Here is a 15,562-nt window from a genome sequence, read left to right on the forward strand (position 1 = left end):
AACGTCCGCTGCGGTAAATATTGCTGAGTCTAGCATAGGGTTAGATCGCGTCGAACATGTTCGACCCCTACAAATTCAGCAACATATGTTGTTGGGGCACCCATGCATTGATTCGCGTACACTAGACGGTGCTGGCGTTTAAGGCATTTTTCAGAGGGGATTAGCGTGTTTCGTATTGTGCATCTGGCGGACTATCCGCAGTATCAGCAACAGGTTATCGACTGGCAGTGGCAGGCGTTTGGCAGCGAAAACAGCCGGGAGTTCTTTGCCAGCGTGGTGGCCAGCAGCCTGCGGCATGAAGGGTTGCCGATCACCTTTATCGCCCTGTTGGATGACAAGCCGGTAGGCACCGTGGGGCTGTGGCGCTGTGATTTGATCAGCCGCCAGGATTTAACGCCGTGGCTGGCCGCGCTTTACGTTGAAGAGAGCCAGCGCGGCAGCGGGCTGGGGCTGCAGCTCCAGCAATATGTGCAGGAATACAGCCGCCGGGCCGGGTTCAAGGAGCTGTATCTGTATGCCGAGTTTAGCGGTTATTACGAACGCCATGGCTGGCAGCACATCGGCGAGGCGCTGGAGTACCCGGATCGCCCCGTGCGCCTCTACCACCGCCTGCTAGATTAGTTTTGCTCGAAAGCGTTATTGATGCTGGCGACCGAATGGCGGCGTACCAGCGTCGGGCTGAACATATTGGTGATCTCCGGTAGCGGCTGGTTGTTGGCCAGCGCTAATGCCAGCTCTGCTGCTTGCGTCGCCATCGCCACCACCGGGTAGCGGATAGTGGTCAGGCGTGGGCGCAGATAGCGCGAAATCAATACGTCATCAAAACCAATCAGCGAAATCTGGCCCGGAACGTCCACGCTGTTATCACTGAGCACCGAAAGCGCCCCGGCGGCCATCGGATCGTTATAGCAGGTGATGGCGGTAAACTGCTTACCACGGCCCAGTAACTCGGTCATGGCCTGCTCGCCGCCAATCTCATCCGGCTTGCCGTAGGCAACCAGCTTCTCATCCACCGCAATACCGTGCTCTTCCAATGCATCCAGGTAGCCCTGCAATCGATCGGTAGCATCTGAAATCTGGTGGTTGGAGCAGATAAAGGCGATCCGCTGGTGGCCCTGCTGGATCAGATGACGGGTGGCCAGCCAGGCACCATAGCGATCGTCAAGCGCTACGCAGCGGGGCTCAAAGCCAGGCAGCGTACGGTTGATCAGTACCATGCCTGGGATCTGGCGCATCCAGACGGTTAGCTCATCGTCGGTCAGCTTCTTGGCATGCACCACCAAGGCCGCACAGCGATGGCGCACCAGTTGCTCAATGGCCTGGCGCTCTTTTTCGGCATTGTGGTAACCGTTACCAATCAGCAGAAAATTATGCGTGGCGTAGGCCACCTGCTCCACGGCTTTTACCATGGCACCAAAGAAGGGATCGGAAACGTCAGAGACAATCAGGCCCAGGGTTTCGGTGGATTGCTGTGCCAGCGCACGGGCATTGGCGTTAGGGTGATACTGCAATCCTTCCATGGCGGCCAGCACGGCGGTCCGTGAACTTTCGCTGGCTTTTGGGGAGTTATTTATTACGCGGGACACCGTGGCGACGGAAACACCCGCCAGCCTGGCAACATCCTTAATCGTGGCCATATCTGCAACACTTCCTGGGTAATCGCTTACATTCCTCAGTTTTGCGGAAAAAATCGCGCGCCGCAAGGGCTGGTATCGTTAACTTGTGGTGAGCGTTGCATTTATGGCTTTTAAATTCACCTTTTCGCCCCCAAGCGGATCCAGGGTTAACGGATGCAGCGTGCGGTGCCCAACGATCCGGGTTGGTTGAGGTTTTTCAATAGTTTCATAACCATGTCTATCAAAGGCAAAACTACATCGCTGGTTACACTTTGCGCCTGACTGTTGCGATTGGCTGCTGGCGAGAGTTTGGCGTGGCGGGGTAAATTGACTGTCCCAGAGGTATTGATTGGTGAGCAATCGACATACTCTGTATGTTGAAGCCATTTTCAATTGCACCAACCTACGCGGATGCGTAGGTTTTTTTTTGCCTGCCGTATAGTATTCTTCCCTCAGACAATTTTTAAGGCCATCAACCCCGAGGGAGAGTGGGATGATATATACCGTGTTACGTGCACTGTTTCGCCTGATGTTTCGTGTTCGTGTCGAAGGCGACGCCAAGCATTTTGAGCAGCAGAAACTGCTGATCACCCCGAATCACGTTTCTTTCATGGATGGCGCGCTGCTGGCGTTGTTCTTACCGATAAAACCGGTGTTTGCCGTTTACTCCAGCATTTCCGAACGTTGGTTTATGCGTTGGCTGAAGCCTTATATCGACTTCGTGCCACTGGATCCCACCAAACCGATGGCCATCAAGCATCTGGTGCGCATGGTTGAGCAGGGCAGGCCGATCGTGGTGTTCCCGGAAGGGCGCATTACGGTGACCGGTTCATTGATGAAGGTCTACGACGGGGCGGCCTTTATCGCCGCCAAATCTGGCGCCATCATCGTGCCGGTACGTATCGATGGCCCGGAGTTCAGCGTGTTTGGCCGTATGGCCGGGGTGTATAAACTCCGCGCCTTCCCGCAGACCACCATCAGCATTCTGCCGCCAACCACTTTACCGATGCCAGATGCGCCAAAGGCCAGTCAACGCCGGCAGTTGGCCGGTGACAGGCTGCATCAGATCATGATGCAGGCGCGCATGGATACCCTCAAACCGCAAACCCTGTTCGGCGCGCTGTTGGCCGCGCAGCATCGTTATGGCCGCTTCAAGCCCTGCATCGAAGACGTGGGCTTCAAGGAAGACAGCTATCATACGTTGCTCAAAAAATCGCTGGGCGTCAGCCGCATCCTGGAACGCTTTACCGCGCCGAAAGAGCATGTTGGCCTGCTGTTGCCCAATGCCACTATTACCGCTGCCGCCATTTTTGGCGCTTCATTGCGTGGCCGGATCCCGGCGATGCTCAATTACACCGCCGGTGTGAACGGGCTGAAAAGCGCGATGACCGCGGCCACCATTAAAACCATCGTTACCTCACGCCAGTTCCTGGAAAAGGGCAAACTGACACACCTGCCAGAGCAGGTGCCGGAAGCCAACTGGGTCTATCTGGAAGATTTGAAAGATACCGTCACCCGCGACGATAAACTGTGGATCCTGCGTCACCTGTTCCAGCCACAAAAGGCAATGGTGCCACAGCAGCCAGAGGATGCGGCGCTGATCCTGTTTACCTCCGGCTCGGAAGGCCATCCGAAGGGCGTGGTGCATTCCCATGCCAGCCTGCTGGCTAACGTGGAGCAGATCCGAACCATTGCGGATTTCACCCCGCGCGATCGCTTTATGTCCTCGCTGCCGCTGTTCCACTCTTTCGGCCTGACTGTCGGGTTGATCACCCCGTTGATGACCGGTAGCCGGGTATTCCTCTACCCAAGCCCGCTGCATTATCGCGTGGTGCCGGAACTGGTTTATGACCGTAACTGCACCGTGCTGTTTGGTACGGCGACCTTCCTCAACAACTACGCCCGCTTCGCCCATCCTTATGATTTTGCCCGCCTGCGCTATGTGGTGGCCGGGGCCGAGAAGCTGGCCGAAAGCACCAAACAGGTTTATCAGGACAAATACGGCATCCGCATTTTAGAAGGCTATGGCGTCACGGAGTGTGCTCCGGTGGTATCGATCAACGTGCCTCTGGCGGCCAAAGTTGGCACCGTAGGCCGCATTATGCCGCAGATGGAAGCACGTTTGATCAAGATGGCTGGCATCGATAACGGCGGCCGTCTGCAATTGAAAGGCCCGAACATCATGAAGGGCTACCTGCGGGTTGAGCGCCCAGGCGAGCTGGAAGCTCCGGCAGCCGAGGACGAAAACGGCGTGCTGCAAGCTGGCTGGTACGATACCGGTGATATTGTCAGCTTCGACGAACAGGGTTATTGCACCATTCGTGGCCGCGTGAAGCGCTTTGCCAAACTGGCGGGGGAAATGATCTCGCTGGAGATTGTGGAACAGTTGGCTGTGCGCCTGTCACCGGAAGGGCTGCATGCGGCCACGGTGAAAAGTGACAGCAGCAAAGGCGAAGCGCTGGTATTGTTCACCAACGACGCCAGCATTACCCGTGATAGCTTGCTGCGGGTGGCTCGTGAGCAGGGCACCCCGGAACTGGCGGTGCCACGCGATATTCGCCTGGTGAAGGCGTTGCCGTTACTGGGCAGCGGCAAACCGGATTTCGTTACTTTGCGCCAAATGGCTGAACAGCCGGAGAAGGCATAATGAATGCAACTGATTCCCCACTGCTGTCACGTTCAATGATCGCGGTGATCTGTGCCCAGTTTCTCTCGGCCTTCGGCGATAACGCCTTGCTGTTTGCTACCCTGGCGCTGATCAAACAGCAAATGTACCCCGATTGGAGCCAACCGATACTGCAAATGGCCTTCGTGGCCACCTATATCATCCTGGCGCCGTTTGTGGGCCAAATCGCCGACAGCTTCTCCAAAGGCCGGGTGATGATGGTCGCCAACGGCTTGAAGCTGGCCGGTGCGCTGGTGATCTGCTTTGGGCTGAACCCTTTCCTGGGCTATACCCTGGTCGGCATCGGGGCGGCGGCTTATTCGCCTGCGAAGTACGGCATCCTGGGTGAGATCACCAGCGGCGATAAGCTGGTGAAGGCCAACGGTCTGATGGAGGCTTCCACCATTGCTGCCATCCTGGTGGGGTCGGTAGCCGGTGGCATGTTGGCAGACTGGCATATCGTGGCCGCACTGGCGGTGTGTGCCGTGGTTTACGGCGCGGCAGTCGTCGCTAACCTCTATATCCCGCGCTTGCCGGTTGCTCATAAGGTAGCCTCCTGGCACCCACGCGTCATGGGGAGCACTTTCTTCAACGCTTGCGTGGTGCTGTGGCGCGATGGCCAAACCCGTTTCTCACTGATCGGTACCAGCCTGTTCTGGGGCGCTGGAGTTACCCTGCGCTTCCTGCTGGTGCTGTGGGTACCGGTAGCGCTGGGCATTAGCGATAACGCCACGCCAACCATGCTCAACGCGATGGTGGCAATAGGTATTGTGGTCGGGGCCGGGGCGGCAGCCCGCTTTGTGACGCTGGAAACGGTTAAGCGCTGTATGCCTGCCGGGATCCTGATCGGCATCGCCGTGGCCTTCTTCGCCGTGCAAACCAGCATGCTGAATGCTTATGGCGTACTGCTGGTGATTGGTGTGCTGGGGGGCTTCTTTGTGGTGCCGCTGAATGCGCTGTTGCAAGAGCGGGGCAAACGCTCAGTTGGGGCGGGGAATGCCATCGCGGTACAGAACCTGGGTGAAAACACTGCCATGCTGCTGATGCTTGGCCTCTACTCTTTGGTGGTCAAATTAGGCGTGCCGGTGATCGGCGTCGGGATCGGTTTTGGCGTCGTGTTCGGCCTTGCCATCACCGTACTGTGGATATCTCAGTTCCGCTCGAAAGCCTAACAATAGTCCCCTCACGCCAACCCTCTCCCATAGGGAGAGGGCGCTGATTCGGCGTTATGGTTGGGTATGAAGTAGGGGTGTGGCTGTTTCAACGCTCATTGCCAAAAGTGAGGGAGTTGGTGCGGTGCTGAGGTTAGAGAGAGAACTTAGATAGTGGCACTTTCGGTCCCCTGTGGGAGCTGGAATGGTGTCGTAATCAGGTACCGTGATCAATAAAAGAGAACTGATTCAGTGCGGGGGTCAGGTAGATTTCTGCAACCGAAATCGAACTCGAACGGTCCCCTCTCCTTGTGGGAGAGGGTTAGCGTGAGGGGGCATTTATGGCGCTGGAATGGTGAAGCGGCTGTGGATCTCTTCCAGGGCCTGCAACACTTCCTCGTTCAGCACCACGTCAAAACTATCGATATTCATCTTCAACTGCTCCAGCGTGGTGGCACCCAGCAAGGTGCTGGCAACGAACGGCTGCTGGCGCACGAATGCCAATGCCATCTGTGAAGGATCCAGACCGTGCTTTTTCGCCAGCGCCACGTATTCGGCGATCGCCGCCTGGCTCTGGGCTGAAGAGTAGCGGGTAAAGCGACTGAACAGGGTGTTGCGCGCCCCGGCCGGTTTGGCACCGTTGAGGTATTTACCCGACAGCGTACCGAAGGCCAGGCTGGAATAGGCTAACAGTTCGATGCCTTCATGTTGGCTAATCTCTGCCAAACCAATCTCAAAGCTGCGGTTTAACAGGCTATAGGGGTTCTGGATCGACACGATACGCGGTAGTTCGTGTTTTTCTGCCAGTTGCAGATAGCGCATCACGCCCCAAGGGGTTTCGTTAGAGACGCCGATATAGCGAATTTTGCCGGCACGGACCTGCTCGGTTAGCGCTTCCAGGGTTTCCAACAGCGGGATGGTGGCTTTTTCATCGGTGTACTGATAATTGAGCTTGCCGAAACAGTTGGTGGTGCGCTGTGGCCAGTGTAGCTGGTACAGATCCAGATAATCGGTATTTAACCGTTTCAGGCTGGCGTCCAGGGCGGAGCGGATATTTTTGCGATCCAATGCCTGCTGTGGGCGAATGCCCGCGTCATTACCCCGGATCGGCCCGGAGACCTTGCTTGCCAGCACGATTTTATCGCGGTTGCCGCGCGCTTTGATCCAACTGCCAATGTACTGTTCTGTCAGCCCTTGGGTTTCCGGGCGCGGCGGCACTGGATACATCTCTGCGGTATCAATCAGATTGATGCCAGCGGCTAATGCATAATCCAGCTGTGCGTGGGCATCGGCTTCGCTGTTTTGTTCGCCAAAGGTCATGGTGCCCAGTCCCAGCACGCTCACTTCTAAAGAACTGTGGGGAATACGGTGGTATTGCATTAACGGCCTTCCTTCAATGTTAGCGCTTACGGGCGTGATGCCCGGTAAAACAGAAGCCAGAGATCCAACGGCGTAACACGCCTTACTTGACTATAACCAAGCGTGGCAGATGGTGGAAGAGGATTATACCCGCCGTCTTTCAAGCTGCAGCTTGAAATCCATAGGGTAATTAACTGACGGGCTAAACCCCTGATTGATAATCCGTCAGGGGTAAGGATGATACGGGGGCTGGGATTAACGCTCGATAACCTGCGAGACCTGATCGCCGTTAATCTGGCGCTGGTTGCCTTGCTCGTCCTGATAGCTGATCAGGCCGGTATCCTTATCGATTTTAGGCTTACCCTGCGTGAGGATCATATTGCCGTCTTTGGTGGCCATCACATAGTCGCTGGAACAGCCTGCTAATCCGGCGACCATCATCAGGGCGGAAATAGCCATTACCCACTTTTTCATGCCGAACACCTTATATACATGGAATAATTGTCTTAATAGAGTAGCAAACTCTGCCAAAGATGGCTTTCGGACGTATCCCATCTGTGTAAGGAGAAATGACAGTGAAATCAGAGGGCGGAGGGCTAATCAAAGCGTAAAGTGCCTGGCGAGCAGCGCCCGGGTGAAGTTTTTCTTCAGATAGAAACCGCGCGGCAAGGTAAGGATCGGTTGGCCTTGTTCGCCGGTGGCTTCGGTCAGTGCCTTGTTGTTGGCCGCTTTTGGCCGCAGCTGTAGCACTTCGCCATGGCGGGCGGTGATCCGCTCAACCTGGCCGAGCACGATAAGATCCATCAGCTCTTCCCAATCCCGGCGCAGCATCTCGGTTTCTTCCTGATTGGGCTGCCACAGCAGCGGGGAACCTACGCGGCGTTGCGCCAACGGGATTTGTCGTTCGCCCTCCACCGGGATCCACAGCACCCGTGCCAGCTTGTGGCGTACGTGGCTGCTTTCCCAAGTGACGCCGCTATTGCCTGTCAGTGGGGCTACGCAGACGAAAGTGGTTTCCAGTGGGTTACCGGCGGCGTCGACCGGGATGGTTTTCAACTCGATGCCCAGCTCTGGGAAATCCTGTTCAGGCTTACTGCCCGCCATGGCCCCCAGATATAGCTCCAGCAGCATGCCGACCCAACCTTTATCTCGCTTGAGATCTTTGGGAATACTGACCTGCGCACGGGCGGCCAGTTCGCCAAGGTTAAAGCCAGCCAGCGCCTGGGCACGGGCTAATAATTGCTGCTCGTTTTCTGGCGGCAGCGGGGATAAACACGCCATAAATCAGACCTATGCATTATGGTTAAAAAACGTACCGAATTTACTCACAGCCTTAAAAGGGAAAAGCAGGCTGGGGAAAACAACAATAGTAGCATGATTTTGCATGACTTTTTGGCTACCCAACCGCGGTAGAAAAATTTCATTGCGGGGTTGTGCACCTGTAGCCACCGACAATAAACAGGATCTTACACCTATTTATCCACAGATTTCTGGGATAACCCAACTTTTTGCCGATCACTGGTTTGATTTACAGCCTTGACGCGGGGCATTTTTTACGAATTTGGCGGTTTTATAGGTCACTGGGTATAATAATCTGTGGATAAAATCCGCATTGGTGGATCTTTCGCCAGAGAAAGATCCAAAGCGTGCATAGATCACATTTTTACCCTGTTCATAACTGTGTTTAAGTGTTTATTTCATTGTATTTAAAGGAATAATAAAAAGTTAAAAATACGGCGGATTTTAAGTTCAATCGAGTTTTCCCGGCTTATCCCTAGAGTTCTTCACACACCTATCCACAGAAAAAGTGAATAAAACCGCCCTCGAACCTCGTTACATGTTTATAACTTTGCCATTATCTGTGAGTTATCCCAATGTTATCCGAGCGACGGTGCTGCAAAGCAGTGGTTTACCGCCTGTGGCTTGTGTGAAACAATCAGGTTATCAATACGAATTTATGCTTATCGAGGTAGTCCGGTGATCGATGATGATGGCTACCGCCCGAATGTTGGTATCGTAATCTGTAATCGTCAGGGGCAGGTCCTATGGGCCCGCCGTTACGGTCAGCACTCCTGGCAGTTTCCCCAAGGGGGAATAAACCCTGGCGAAACGCCTGAGCAGGCGATGTACCGTGAGCTGTTCGAAGAAGTGGGGCTGAGTAAAAAGGATGTGCGTATCCTGGCCTCAACCCGCAACTGGTTGCGCTATAAATTGCCAAAACGTTTGGTGCGTTGGGACACAAAGCCGGTTTGTATCGGCCAAAAGCAGAAATGGTTTCTGCTGCAGTTAATGTGCAATGACGCGGATATCAACATGCAGCGCAGCAGTACGCCGGAGTTTGACGGCTGGCGTTGGGTGAGCTTCTGGTATCCGGTGCGCCAGGTGGTGTCGTTTAAACGCGACGTGTACCGCCGGGTTATGAAAGAGTTTGCCGCAACCGTCATGCCAATGCAGGAACTGGCAGCGCAGCGGCAGCCTCCTGCTTATCGCCGAAAGAGAGGTTAAGTCAAACCGACTATGCTCACGCGCTTGCGAGAAATTGTTGAGAAAGTGGCCGCGGCGGCCAGTCTGACAGATGCGCTGGATCTTTTGGTCAATGAAACCTGTCTGGCGATGGACACCGAAGTCTGTTCCATCTATCTGGCAGACAACGACCGCCGCTGTTATTACCTGATGGCGACGCGCGGGTTGAAAAAGCCCCGTGGGCGTACTATCGCCCTGGCCTTTGACGAAGGCATCGTCGGCCTTGTTGGGCGGCGGGCAGAGCCGATCAACCTGGCGGATGCCCAAAGCCATCCCAGCTTCAAATATATTCCGCAGGTCAAAGAGGATCGTTTCCGATCCTTCCTTGGCGTGCCGATCATTCATCGCCGCCAGCTGCTTGGCGTGTTGGTGGTGCAGCAACGTGAACTGCGCCAGTTTGACGAAAGCGAAGAATCCTTCATGGTTACCCTGGCCACCCAAATGGCCGGGATCCTCTCGTTATCACAGCTAAACGCCATTTTTGGCCAGTATCGCCAGACCCGCATTCGGGCGCTGGCTGCGGCTCCTGGTGTGGCAGTGGCGGAGGGGTGGTTAGATAGCAGCCAACCTTCACTCGATCAGGTGTATAAAGCCTCCACGCTGGATACCGTCAGCGAACGCGAACGCCTGACACAGGCGTTGGAAGAGGCTGGGGCAGAGTTCCGCCGCTTCAGTAAGCGTTTTAGCGCCAGCTCGCAAAAAGAGAGCGCGGCGATCTTCGATCTCTATTCCCACCTGCTCAACGATGCTCGCCTCAAACGTGAACTGTACGCGGAGATCGATGCCGGTTCGGTGGCCGAATGGGCGGTAAAACAGGTGATTGAAGCCTTCGCAGCCCAGTTTGCGACCTTGCAAGATACCTATATGCGCGAGCGTGCCAGCGATCTGCGCGCGCTTGGCCAACGCCTGCTATTCCACCTCGACGATACCACCCAAGGGGCCAGCCAATGGCCAGCCCGCTTTGTACTGGTCGCCGATGAGCTGACGGCGACCTTGTTGGCCGAAGTGCCGCAGGATCGTCTGGCTGGCGTGGTCGTGCGGGACGGTGCTGCCAACTCCCATGCCGCGATCCTGGTGCGGGCCATGGGCGTGCCAACGGTGATGGGGGCAGACATCCAGCCTGCGCTGTTGGCCCAGCGAATGCTGATTGTTGATGGCTATCGCGGCGAGCTGCTGGTCGATCCGGAACCGGTGCTGGTGAAGGAATATCAACGTCTGATCAGCGAAGAGCAGGAGCTCAGCAAGCTGGCAGAAGACGACGTTGAACAGCCCGCAGAGCTGAAAAGCGGTGAGCGGATCCAGGTGATGCTGAACGCTGGTCTTAGCCCGGAACATGAACAACTGCTGGGCGCGCGCGTGGACGGTGTTGGCCTGTACCGCACCGAGATCCCGTTCATGCTGCAAAGCGGCTTCCCGTCGGAAGAGGAGCAGGTGGCGCAATATCAGGGCATGCTGCAACTTTTCTATCCGCATAAGCCGGTAACGCTGCGTACGCTGGATATCGGTGCTGATAAACAACTGCCCTACATGCCGATCAGCGAGGAAAACCCGTGCCTCGGTTGGCGGGGGATCCGCATTACGCTGGATCAGCCAGAAATCTTCCTGATCCAGGTGCGCGCCATGCTGCGTGCCAATGCGGGAACCGGCAATCTGGGGATCCTGTTGCCCATGATCACCAGCCTGGAAGAGATCGACGAGGCCAAACGCCTGATCGATCGCGCCGGGCGAGAAGTGGAAGAGATGCTGGGATACGACATACCCAAACCGCGGATTGGCGTCATGCTGGAAGTGCCGTCGATGATCTTCCTGATCCCTTATCTGGCCGCACGCGTCGATTTTATCTCGGTGGGAACCAACGATTTAACTCAGTACCTGCTGGCGGTGGATCGTAATAACACCCGCGTTGCCTCGCTGTATGACAGCCTGCATCCAGCCATGTTGCAGGTACTGAAATTGATCATCGATCAGGGGACGGCGGCTGGGTTGCAGGTCAGCCTGTGCGGTGAACTGGCGGGAGATCCGATGGGCGCTCTGCTGCTGGTGGGAATGGGTTACCGCAATCTGAGCATGAACGGGCGCAGCGTCGCACGAATCAAATATCTGTTGCGCCATATCGAACTGGAAGATGCGCAAGGGCTGGCTCAGCGGGTATTGAGTGCCCAGATGACCACCGAGGTTCGCCACCAGGTCGCGGCATTCATGGAACGGCGTGGCATGGGTGGGCTGATCCGCGGCGGCCGCTGATTAGGCGTTGCCCAGCCCGTTAAGCGTTGACCGATTTTTTTACAGAACTTTTCCCTGCCGGCAAGCCCGGACGTGGTTAAGCCTATGTTATGATGCGCCATCTCAATGCGGTGCTCCCGTTGCACGGGCTTTGCACCGCGTTTGGCACCTGCCGCCCCCGCTTGGGGATGAATAACAGACATATTGTGGTGATAGATGAGCACTAGCTATCTGGCGTTTCCAAAATTTGATCCGGTGATTTTCTCTATCGGCCCGGTCTCTTTGCACTGGTACGGTTTGATGTACCTGGTTGGCTTTGTTTTTGCCATGTGGTTGGCGGTACGCCGCGCTAACAAGCCCGGCAGCGGTTGGACCAAAGACGAAGTGGAAAACATGCTGTATGCCGGTTTCCTTGGGGTCTTTATCGGTGGCCGTGTCGGTTATGTGCTGTTCTACAACCTGCCGCTGTTCCTGGATAACCCGCTCTACCTGTTCAAAGTATGGGATGGCGGTATGTCATTCCACGGCGGCCTGATTGGCGTGATCGCGGTGATGCTGTGGTTTGCCCGCCGCACCAAGCGCAACTTCTTCCAGGTTTCTGATTTTATTGCCCCACTGATCCCGTTTGGTCTGGGCGCTGGTCGCCTGGGTAACTTTATCAACGGTGAGCTGTGGGGGCGTGTCACCACCAATACACCTTGGGCGATGCTGTTCCCAAGCTCGCGTCCGGAAGACATCGCCATCGCTGCCGCCAATCCTCAACTGCTGCCGCTGCTCAATGAATATGGCGTGTTGCCACGTCATCCGTCGCAGCTGTATGAAATGGTGCTGGAAGGCATCGTGCTGTTTATCATTCTGAACCTGTTCATCCGCAAACCACGTCCGATGGGGGCCGTTTCGGGCCTGTTCCTGATTGGCTATGGCACATTCCGCATTATCGTCGAGGCGTTCCGCCAGCCGGATGCCCAGCTTGGCCTGTTTGACGGGGTGATCAGCATGGGGCAAATCCTGTCCGTGCCGATGGTGCTCGCCGGTATTATTATGATGATCTGGGCGTATCGTCGTCGTCCACAGCAACAACAGTCGTGAGGAAAAATGAAACAGTATCTGGATTTGATGAACAAAGTGCTCGCCGAGGGCACCCCTAAAGCCGACCGTACCGGCACTGGCACGTTGTCGATTTTCGGCCACCAGATGCGTTTCAACCTGCAGGAAGGTTTCCCGTTGGTGACCACCAAGAAATGCCACCTGCGGTCGATCATTCATGAGCTGCTGTGGTTCCTGAACGGCGATACCAACGTGGCGTATCTGCGCGAAAACAACGTCAGTATCTGGGACGAATGGGCCGATGAAAACGGCGATCTTGGCCCGGTCTATGGCAAGCAATGGCGTGCCTGGGGCGCGGCGGATGGTCGCCAGATTGACCAGCTAAGCACCGTGTTGCAACAGCTGAAACAGGACCCGGACTCGCGCCGTATTATTGTTTCTGCCTGGAACGTGGGTGAGCTGGATAAGATGGCTCTGGCACCGTGCCATGCCTTCTTCCAGTTCTATGTGGCGGACGGCAAACTCTCTTGCCAGCTGTATCAGCGCTCGTGCGACGTGTTCCTCGGCCTGCCGTTCAATATTGCCAGCTATGCGTTGCTGGTCCATATGATGGCGCAACAGTGCGATCTGGAAGTGGGCGATTTCGTCTGGACAGGTGGCGATACCCATCTGTACAGCAACCACATGGAGCAGACGCAGCTGCAATTAACCCGCGAGCCGCGTGCGTTGCCGAAGCTGGTGATCAAACGCAAGCCAGCCTCGCTGTTTGATTACCGCTTTGAAGATTTTGAGATTGAAGGCTACGATCCGCACCCGCCGATCAAGGCTCCTGTCGCTATCTGATTTGCTGAGGGCCGTATCCGGCCCTTTTTCATCATCCCACTGAAAGTTGGCGCGCCGCATGCTGCGTCCGTGCTGCATTGCCAAAAATGCGAAGCCGTACTCAATTTCCCCCAGCTCGTTACCTGCTAACTAAAAATTCTGCGCATCATTTGCCAGCCTGAGAAAAGGTGCCTTTCATCGTGCCTCTGGCCGATTACACTCGCCGTATGAACCGATATAAAAATAGCCCCGAACACCAGCAAGGCCTGACGCTGATCGAACTGATGATCGTGATGGTCCTGGCGGGGATGCTGACCTCTTGGGGGGTTAGCCAGTGGCATCACTATCAACAGGCGCTGCGGCTGGAGCAGACCGCCCAGCAACTGCTGGCATTCTTAACGCGCTTACAGGCCGATGCCAACTGGCATAACCGCAACGCTTTATTGTGGTTTCGGCCAGGCAAAATCTGGTGCATAGGCAGCGGCCCGCGGGTGGCATCTTGTACTGCACTGGCGGGCCGGGCCTTTACCCCAGAACATCTGGATGTGGAGTTACAAGGTTATACCCAAAAGGAAATGGGATTTTATGGAGTGCGCAACAATGCGCAGGCCGGGCATATCCTGCTAGGCAATCAGGCTGGCCGCATACGTCTGGTGCTCTCCGCCAAAGGGCGTTTGCGGCTGTGCAGCGAAGAAACCGCCATTCGGAGCCTGCCCTTATGCGAACCTTAGAACCAGGCTTTACCCTGCCTGAGGTGCTGCTGGCGATGACTTTCGGCAGCCTGATTGCATTGGCAGCGGCGAAAACCTTACCGATGCTGCGTCAGCAGACGGTTGATATGGGCCGTCATTATCGGTTGGATCTGGTATTACGCCAGTTGGCTTTCGGGATTGAAAAGGATCTGTGCCGTAGCGGGTTTTGTGCCGGTCAGTGTAATGGGCGTTCGCTGCTGATTAGCCATGCGGCGGGTGAAGCGCCGGGCAGCTGTGTGATCGTGGCCTACGATCTTAACCGCAATGGCAACTGGGACCGCGGTGGCGATGCCGAGTATTTTGGTTACCGCCTGCGGGCCGGTGGGTTGGAGGGGCAAAGCGGCGTGACCCAGTGCCAAGGCAGTGGCTGGGAACGCTTGCTCGATCAGGAAGAGGTCCGGATTGCGTCTTTTTCTGTCAGCCAGATTGCAGGGCGCGATGGCAAATCCTTGATGTTGTTTGCCCTAAGTGGCCGCTCAACGGTGCGGGCAAATATAGAGCGCCGCCTGGAGTGGGCGGTTAGCATGGAGGCACGCTAGGGATGGATAGGCAGCAGGGGGGCAGCACATTGGCTGCGGTGATGTTGTTGCTGGTAATGGGGCTGATGCTGCTTACCGCCCAGCAGCGGCAATTGGACAGTGCGCTGCTGCTGGCCGTCGATCAGCAGCGCTATCTGCGGGCCTACAACCAGGCGGCTTCGGCCCTAAGTTGGGGGCTGGCGCAGCCGTGGCCACGGGAGTCTCTACAGGCGAGCCATTGGTCCTGCCAGCAGATAAGCGGCGAGGCTTTGCAAGCCTGCGCTCGGCTCTCGGCCCGTACCGGTTTGGTGATGGTTCGTGGGGCTGGGGATATCGCGGGATCTGAGCCCTTGTGGCTATACCAACTGGCTACACAACAAGGCGGGGCTGGCGGCCACCTGCTGAAAGCGCAAAAAGGCGGCTGGCTGGATTTTTGCCCGGAAAAGCGGGAAAGCGATTGTGCTGAATAAACGAGCTGGCTGGCGAACTCAACGGGGTTTCAGCCTGCCTGAAGTGTTGATCGCGGCATTGTTGTTCGCCGTCTCGCTGCTAGGGCTGTTACAATATCAGCAGGTGCTGTTGCAGGCTTTTCAACGGCAGTGGCAATATCGACAGGCCTGGTCACTGGCGCACCAACAGCTGGAAATATTCAGTGCTGGAGCTGAAATAACCCATGCCATATCGCTACCGCCTAATTGGCACTACCAAGTCGAAACCCACCAGGCGCAAGGCTCATGCTTGAGGCGTACGGTGAAGATACAAACGCCGCTGCACCAACAGATTGAACTCAGCCGCTGGTATTGCGGGCAGTAGCGCGGGCGTTACATGTAGTGCCCCTACGTAGTGGGCCGGTGAGGTTCGTCAGTCGTCTTGATCGATATCCCTC

General features: G+C 56.1%; 15 protein-coding genes. 11 read left to right on the plus strand and 4 right to left on the minus strand.

Features of this window, described 5'->3' with window-relative positions:
- Positions 1-165: 165 nt before the first annotated feature.
- Positions 166-621 (plus strand): GNAT family N-acetyltransferase, encoded by a 456-nt coding sequence (locus A6U95_RS08325; RefSeq protein WP_065684142.1) that lies wholly within the window; start codon positions 166-168, stop codon positions 619-621.
- On the opposite strand, the gene galR is transcribed toward A6U95_RS08325, so the two are convergent.
- Positions 618-1,637, minus strand: coding sequence for an HTH-type transcriptional regulator GalR (galR, locus tag A6U95_RS08330; protein WP_024485039.1), 1,020 nt, complete (start codon positions 1,635-1,637; stop codon positions 618-620). The two genes, A6U95_RS08325 and galR, sit on opposite strands and share 4 nt — an antisense overlap.
- 472 nt (positions 1,638-2,109) lie before the next feature.
- On the opposite strand from galR, the gene aas reads away from it, so the two are divergent.
- Together aas and lplT are read left to right on the plus strand one after the other, a co-directional pair.
- A complete protein-coding gene (gene aas / locus A6U95_RS08335; protein WP_065684143.1) occupies positions 2,110-4,263 on the plus strand; it encodes a bifunctional acyl-ACP--phospholipid O-acyltransferase/long-chain-fatty-acid--ACP ligase in 2,154 nt (717 codons plus the stop codon).
- Positions 4,263-5,453, plus strand: a complete 1,191-nt coding sequence (gene lplT, locus A6U95_RS08340) for a lysophospholipid transporter LplT (protein ID WP_024484276.1) — start codon at positions 4,263-4,265, stop codon at positions 5,451-5,453. Before aas ends, lplT begins: the two co-directional genes overlap by 1 nt.
- Before the next feature lie 318 nt (positions 5,454-5,771).
- On the opposite strand, the gene A6U95_RS08345 is transcribed toward lplT, so the two are convergent.
- The 3 genes from A6U95_RS08345 to mutH all read right to left on the minus strand — a co-directional run bounded on the left by A6U95_RS08345 (position 5,772) and on the right by mutH (position 8,072).
- A complete protein-coding gene (locus A6U95_RS08345) occupies positions 5,772-6,812 on the minus strand; it encodes an NADP(H)-dependent aldo-keto reductase (protein WP_065684144.1) in 1,041 nt (346 codons plus the stop codon).
- Positions 6,813-7,046: 234 nt separating this feature from the next.
- On the minus strand, positions 7,047-7,265 hold the full coding sequence (locus A6U95_RS08350; RefSeq protein ID WP_021179865.1) for a YgdI/YgdR family lipoprotein: 219 nt from the start codon (positions 7,263-7,265) through the stop codon (positions 7,047-7,049).
- Between the two features lie 126 nt (positions 7,266-7,391).
- Positions 7,392-8,072, minus strand: a complete 681-nt coding sequence (gene mutH, locus A6U95_RS08355; RefSeq protein WP_021806136.1) for a DNA mismatch repair endonuclease MutH — start codon at positions 8,070-8,072, stop codon at positions 7,392-7,394.
- Between the two features lie 696 nt (positions 8,073-8,768).
- Between mutH and rppH the strand changes: the two genes are divergently transcribed.
- From rppH to A6U95_RS08395, 8 genes are all read left to right on the plus strand, one after another.
- Positions 8,769-9,296: an RNA pyrophosphohydrolase gene (rppH, locus tag A6U95_RS08360; protein ID WP_021179868.1), complete on the plus strand. Its 528-nt coding sequence runs from the start codon at positions 8,769-8,771 to the stop codon at positions 9,294-9,296.
- A 12-nt stretch (positions 9,297-9,308) separates the two neighbouring features.
- Positions 9,309-11,558, plus strand: a complete 2,250-nt coding sequence (ptsP, locus tag A6U95_RS08365) for a phosphoenolpyruvate--protein phosphotransferase (protein WP_065684145.1) — start codon at positions 9,309-9,311, stop codon at positions 11,556-11,558.
- Between the two features lie 195 nt (positions 11,559-11,753).
- Positions 11,754-12,626 carry a prolipoprotein diacylglyceryl transferase gene (gene lgt, locus A6U95_RS08370; protein WP_021179871.1) on the plus strand — a complete coding sequence of 291 codons (873 nt, stop codon included), beginning with the start codon at positions 11,754-11,756 and terminating at the stop codon, positions 12,624-12,626.
- Positions 12,627-12,632: 6 nt separating this feature from the next.
- A complete protein-coding gene (gene thyA / locus A6U95_RS08375) occupies positions 12,633-13,427 on the plus strand; it encodes a thymidylate synthase (protein WP_024484282.1) in 795 nt (264 codons plus the stop codon).
- A 206-nt stretch (positions 13,428-13,633) separates the two neighbouring features.
- Positions 13,634-14,137: a prepilin peptidase-dependent protein gene (locus A6U95_RS08380; RefSeq protein WP_065684185.1), complete on the plus strand. Its 504-nt coding sequence runs from the start codon at positions 13,634-13,636 to the stop codon at positions 14,135-14,137.
- Positions 14,125-14,697 carry a prepilin peptidase-dependent protein gene (locus A6U95_RS08385; RefSeq protein WP_065684146.1) on the plus strand — a complete coding sequence of 191 codons (573 nt, stop codon included), beginning with the start codon at positions 14,125-14,127 and terminating at the stop codon, positions 14,695-14,697. Before A6U95_RS08380 ends, A6U95_RS08385 begins: the two co-directional genes overlap by 13 nt.
- 2 nt (positions 14,698-14,699) lie before the next feature.
- A complete protein-coding gene (locus tag A6U95_RS08390) occupies positions 14,700-15,146 on the plus strand; it encodes a YgdB family protein (protein ID WP_065684147.1) in 447 nt (148 codons plus the stop codon).
- Positions 15,133-15,489: a prepilin-type N-terminal cleavage/methylation domain-containing protein gene (locus A6U95_RS08395; RefSeq protein ID WP_065684186.1), complete on the plus strand. Its 357-nt coding sequence runs from the start codon at positions 15,133-15,135 to the stop codon at positions 15,487-15,489. The genes A6U95_RS08390 and A6U95_RS08395 overlap by 14 nt, the downstream gene beginning before the upstream one ends.
- Positions 15,490-15,562 lie beyond the last annotated feature (73 nt).

It is taken from the genome of Serratia sp. 14-2641, assembly GCF_001692375.1.
Lineage (GTDB): Bacteria > Pseudomonadota > Gammaproteobacteria > Enterobacterales > Enterobacteriaceae > Chania > Chania fonticola_C.

Coding starts and splice junctions, on each gene's coding strand:
- mutH (WP_021806136.1), bottom strand. CDS start 8,072: ATGGCGTGTTTATCCCCGCTGCCGCCAGAAAACGAGCAGCAATTATTA.
- lgt (WP_021179871.1), top strand. CDS start 11,754: ATGAGCACTAGCTATCTGGCGTTTCCAAAATTTGATCCGGTGATTTTC.
- A6U95_RS08345 (WP_065684144.1), bottom strand. CDS start 6,812: ATGCAATACCACCGTATTCCCCACAGTTCTTTAGAAGTGAGCGTGCTG.
- lplT (WP_024484276.1), top strand. CDS start 4,263: ATGAATGCAACTGATTCCCCACTGCTGTCACGTTCAATGATCGCGGTG.
- galR (WP_024485039.1), bottom strand. CDS start 1,637: ATGGCCACGATTAAGGATGTTGCCAGGCTGGCGGGTGTTTCCGTCGCC.
- A6U95_RS08390 (WP_065684147.1), top strand. CDS start 14,700: ATGGATAGGCAGCAGGGGGGCAGCACATTGGCTGCGGTGATGTTGTTG.
- A6U95_RS08385 (WP_065684146.1), top strand. CDS start 14,125: ATGCGAACCTTAGAACCAGGCTTTACCCTGCCTGAGGTGCTGCTGGCG.
- A6U95_RS08380 (WP_065684185.1), top strand. CDS start 13,634: ATGAACCGATATAAAAATAGCCCCGAACACCAGCAAGGCCTGACGCTG.
- A6U95_RS08350 (WP_021179865.1), bottom strand. CDS start 7,265: ATGAAAAAGTGGGTAATGGCTATTTCCGCCCTGATGATGGTCGCCGGA.
- aas (WP_065684143.1), top strand. CDS start 2,110: ATGATATATACCGTGTTACGTGCACTGTTTCGCCTGATGTTTCGTGTT.
- thyA (WP_024484282.1), top strand. CDS start 12,633: ATGAAACAGTATCTGGATTTGATGAACAAAGTGCTCGCCGAGGGCACC.
- ptsP (WP_065684145.1), top strand. CDS start 9,309: ATGCTCACGCGCTTGCGAGAAATTGTTGAGAAAGTGGCCGCGGCGGCC.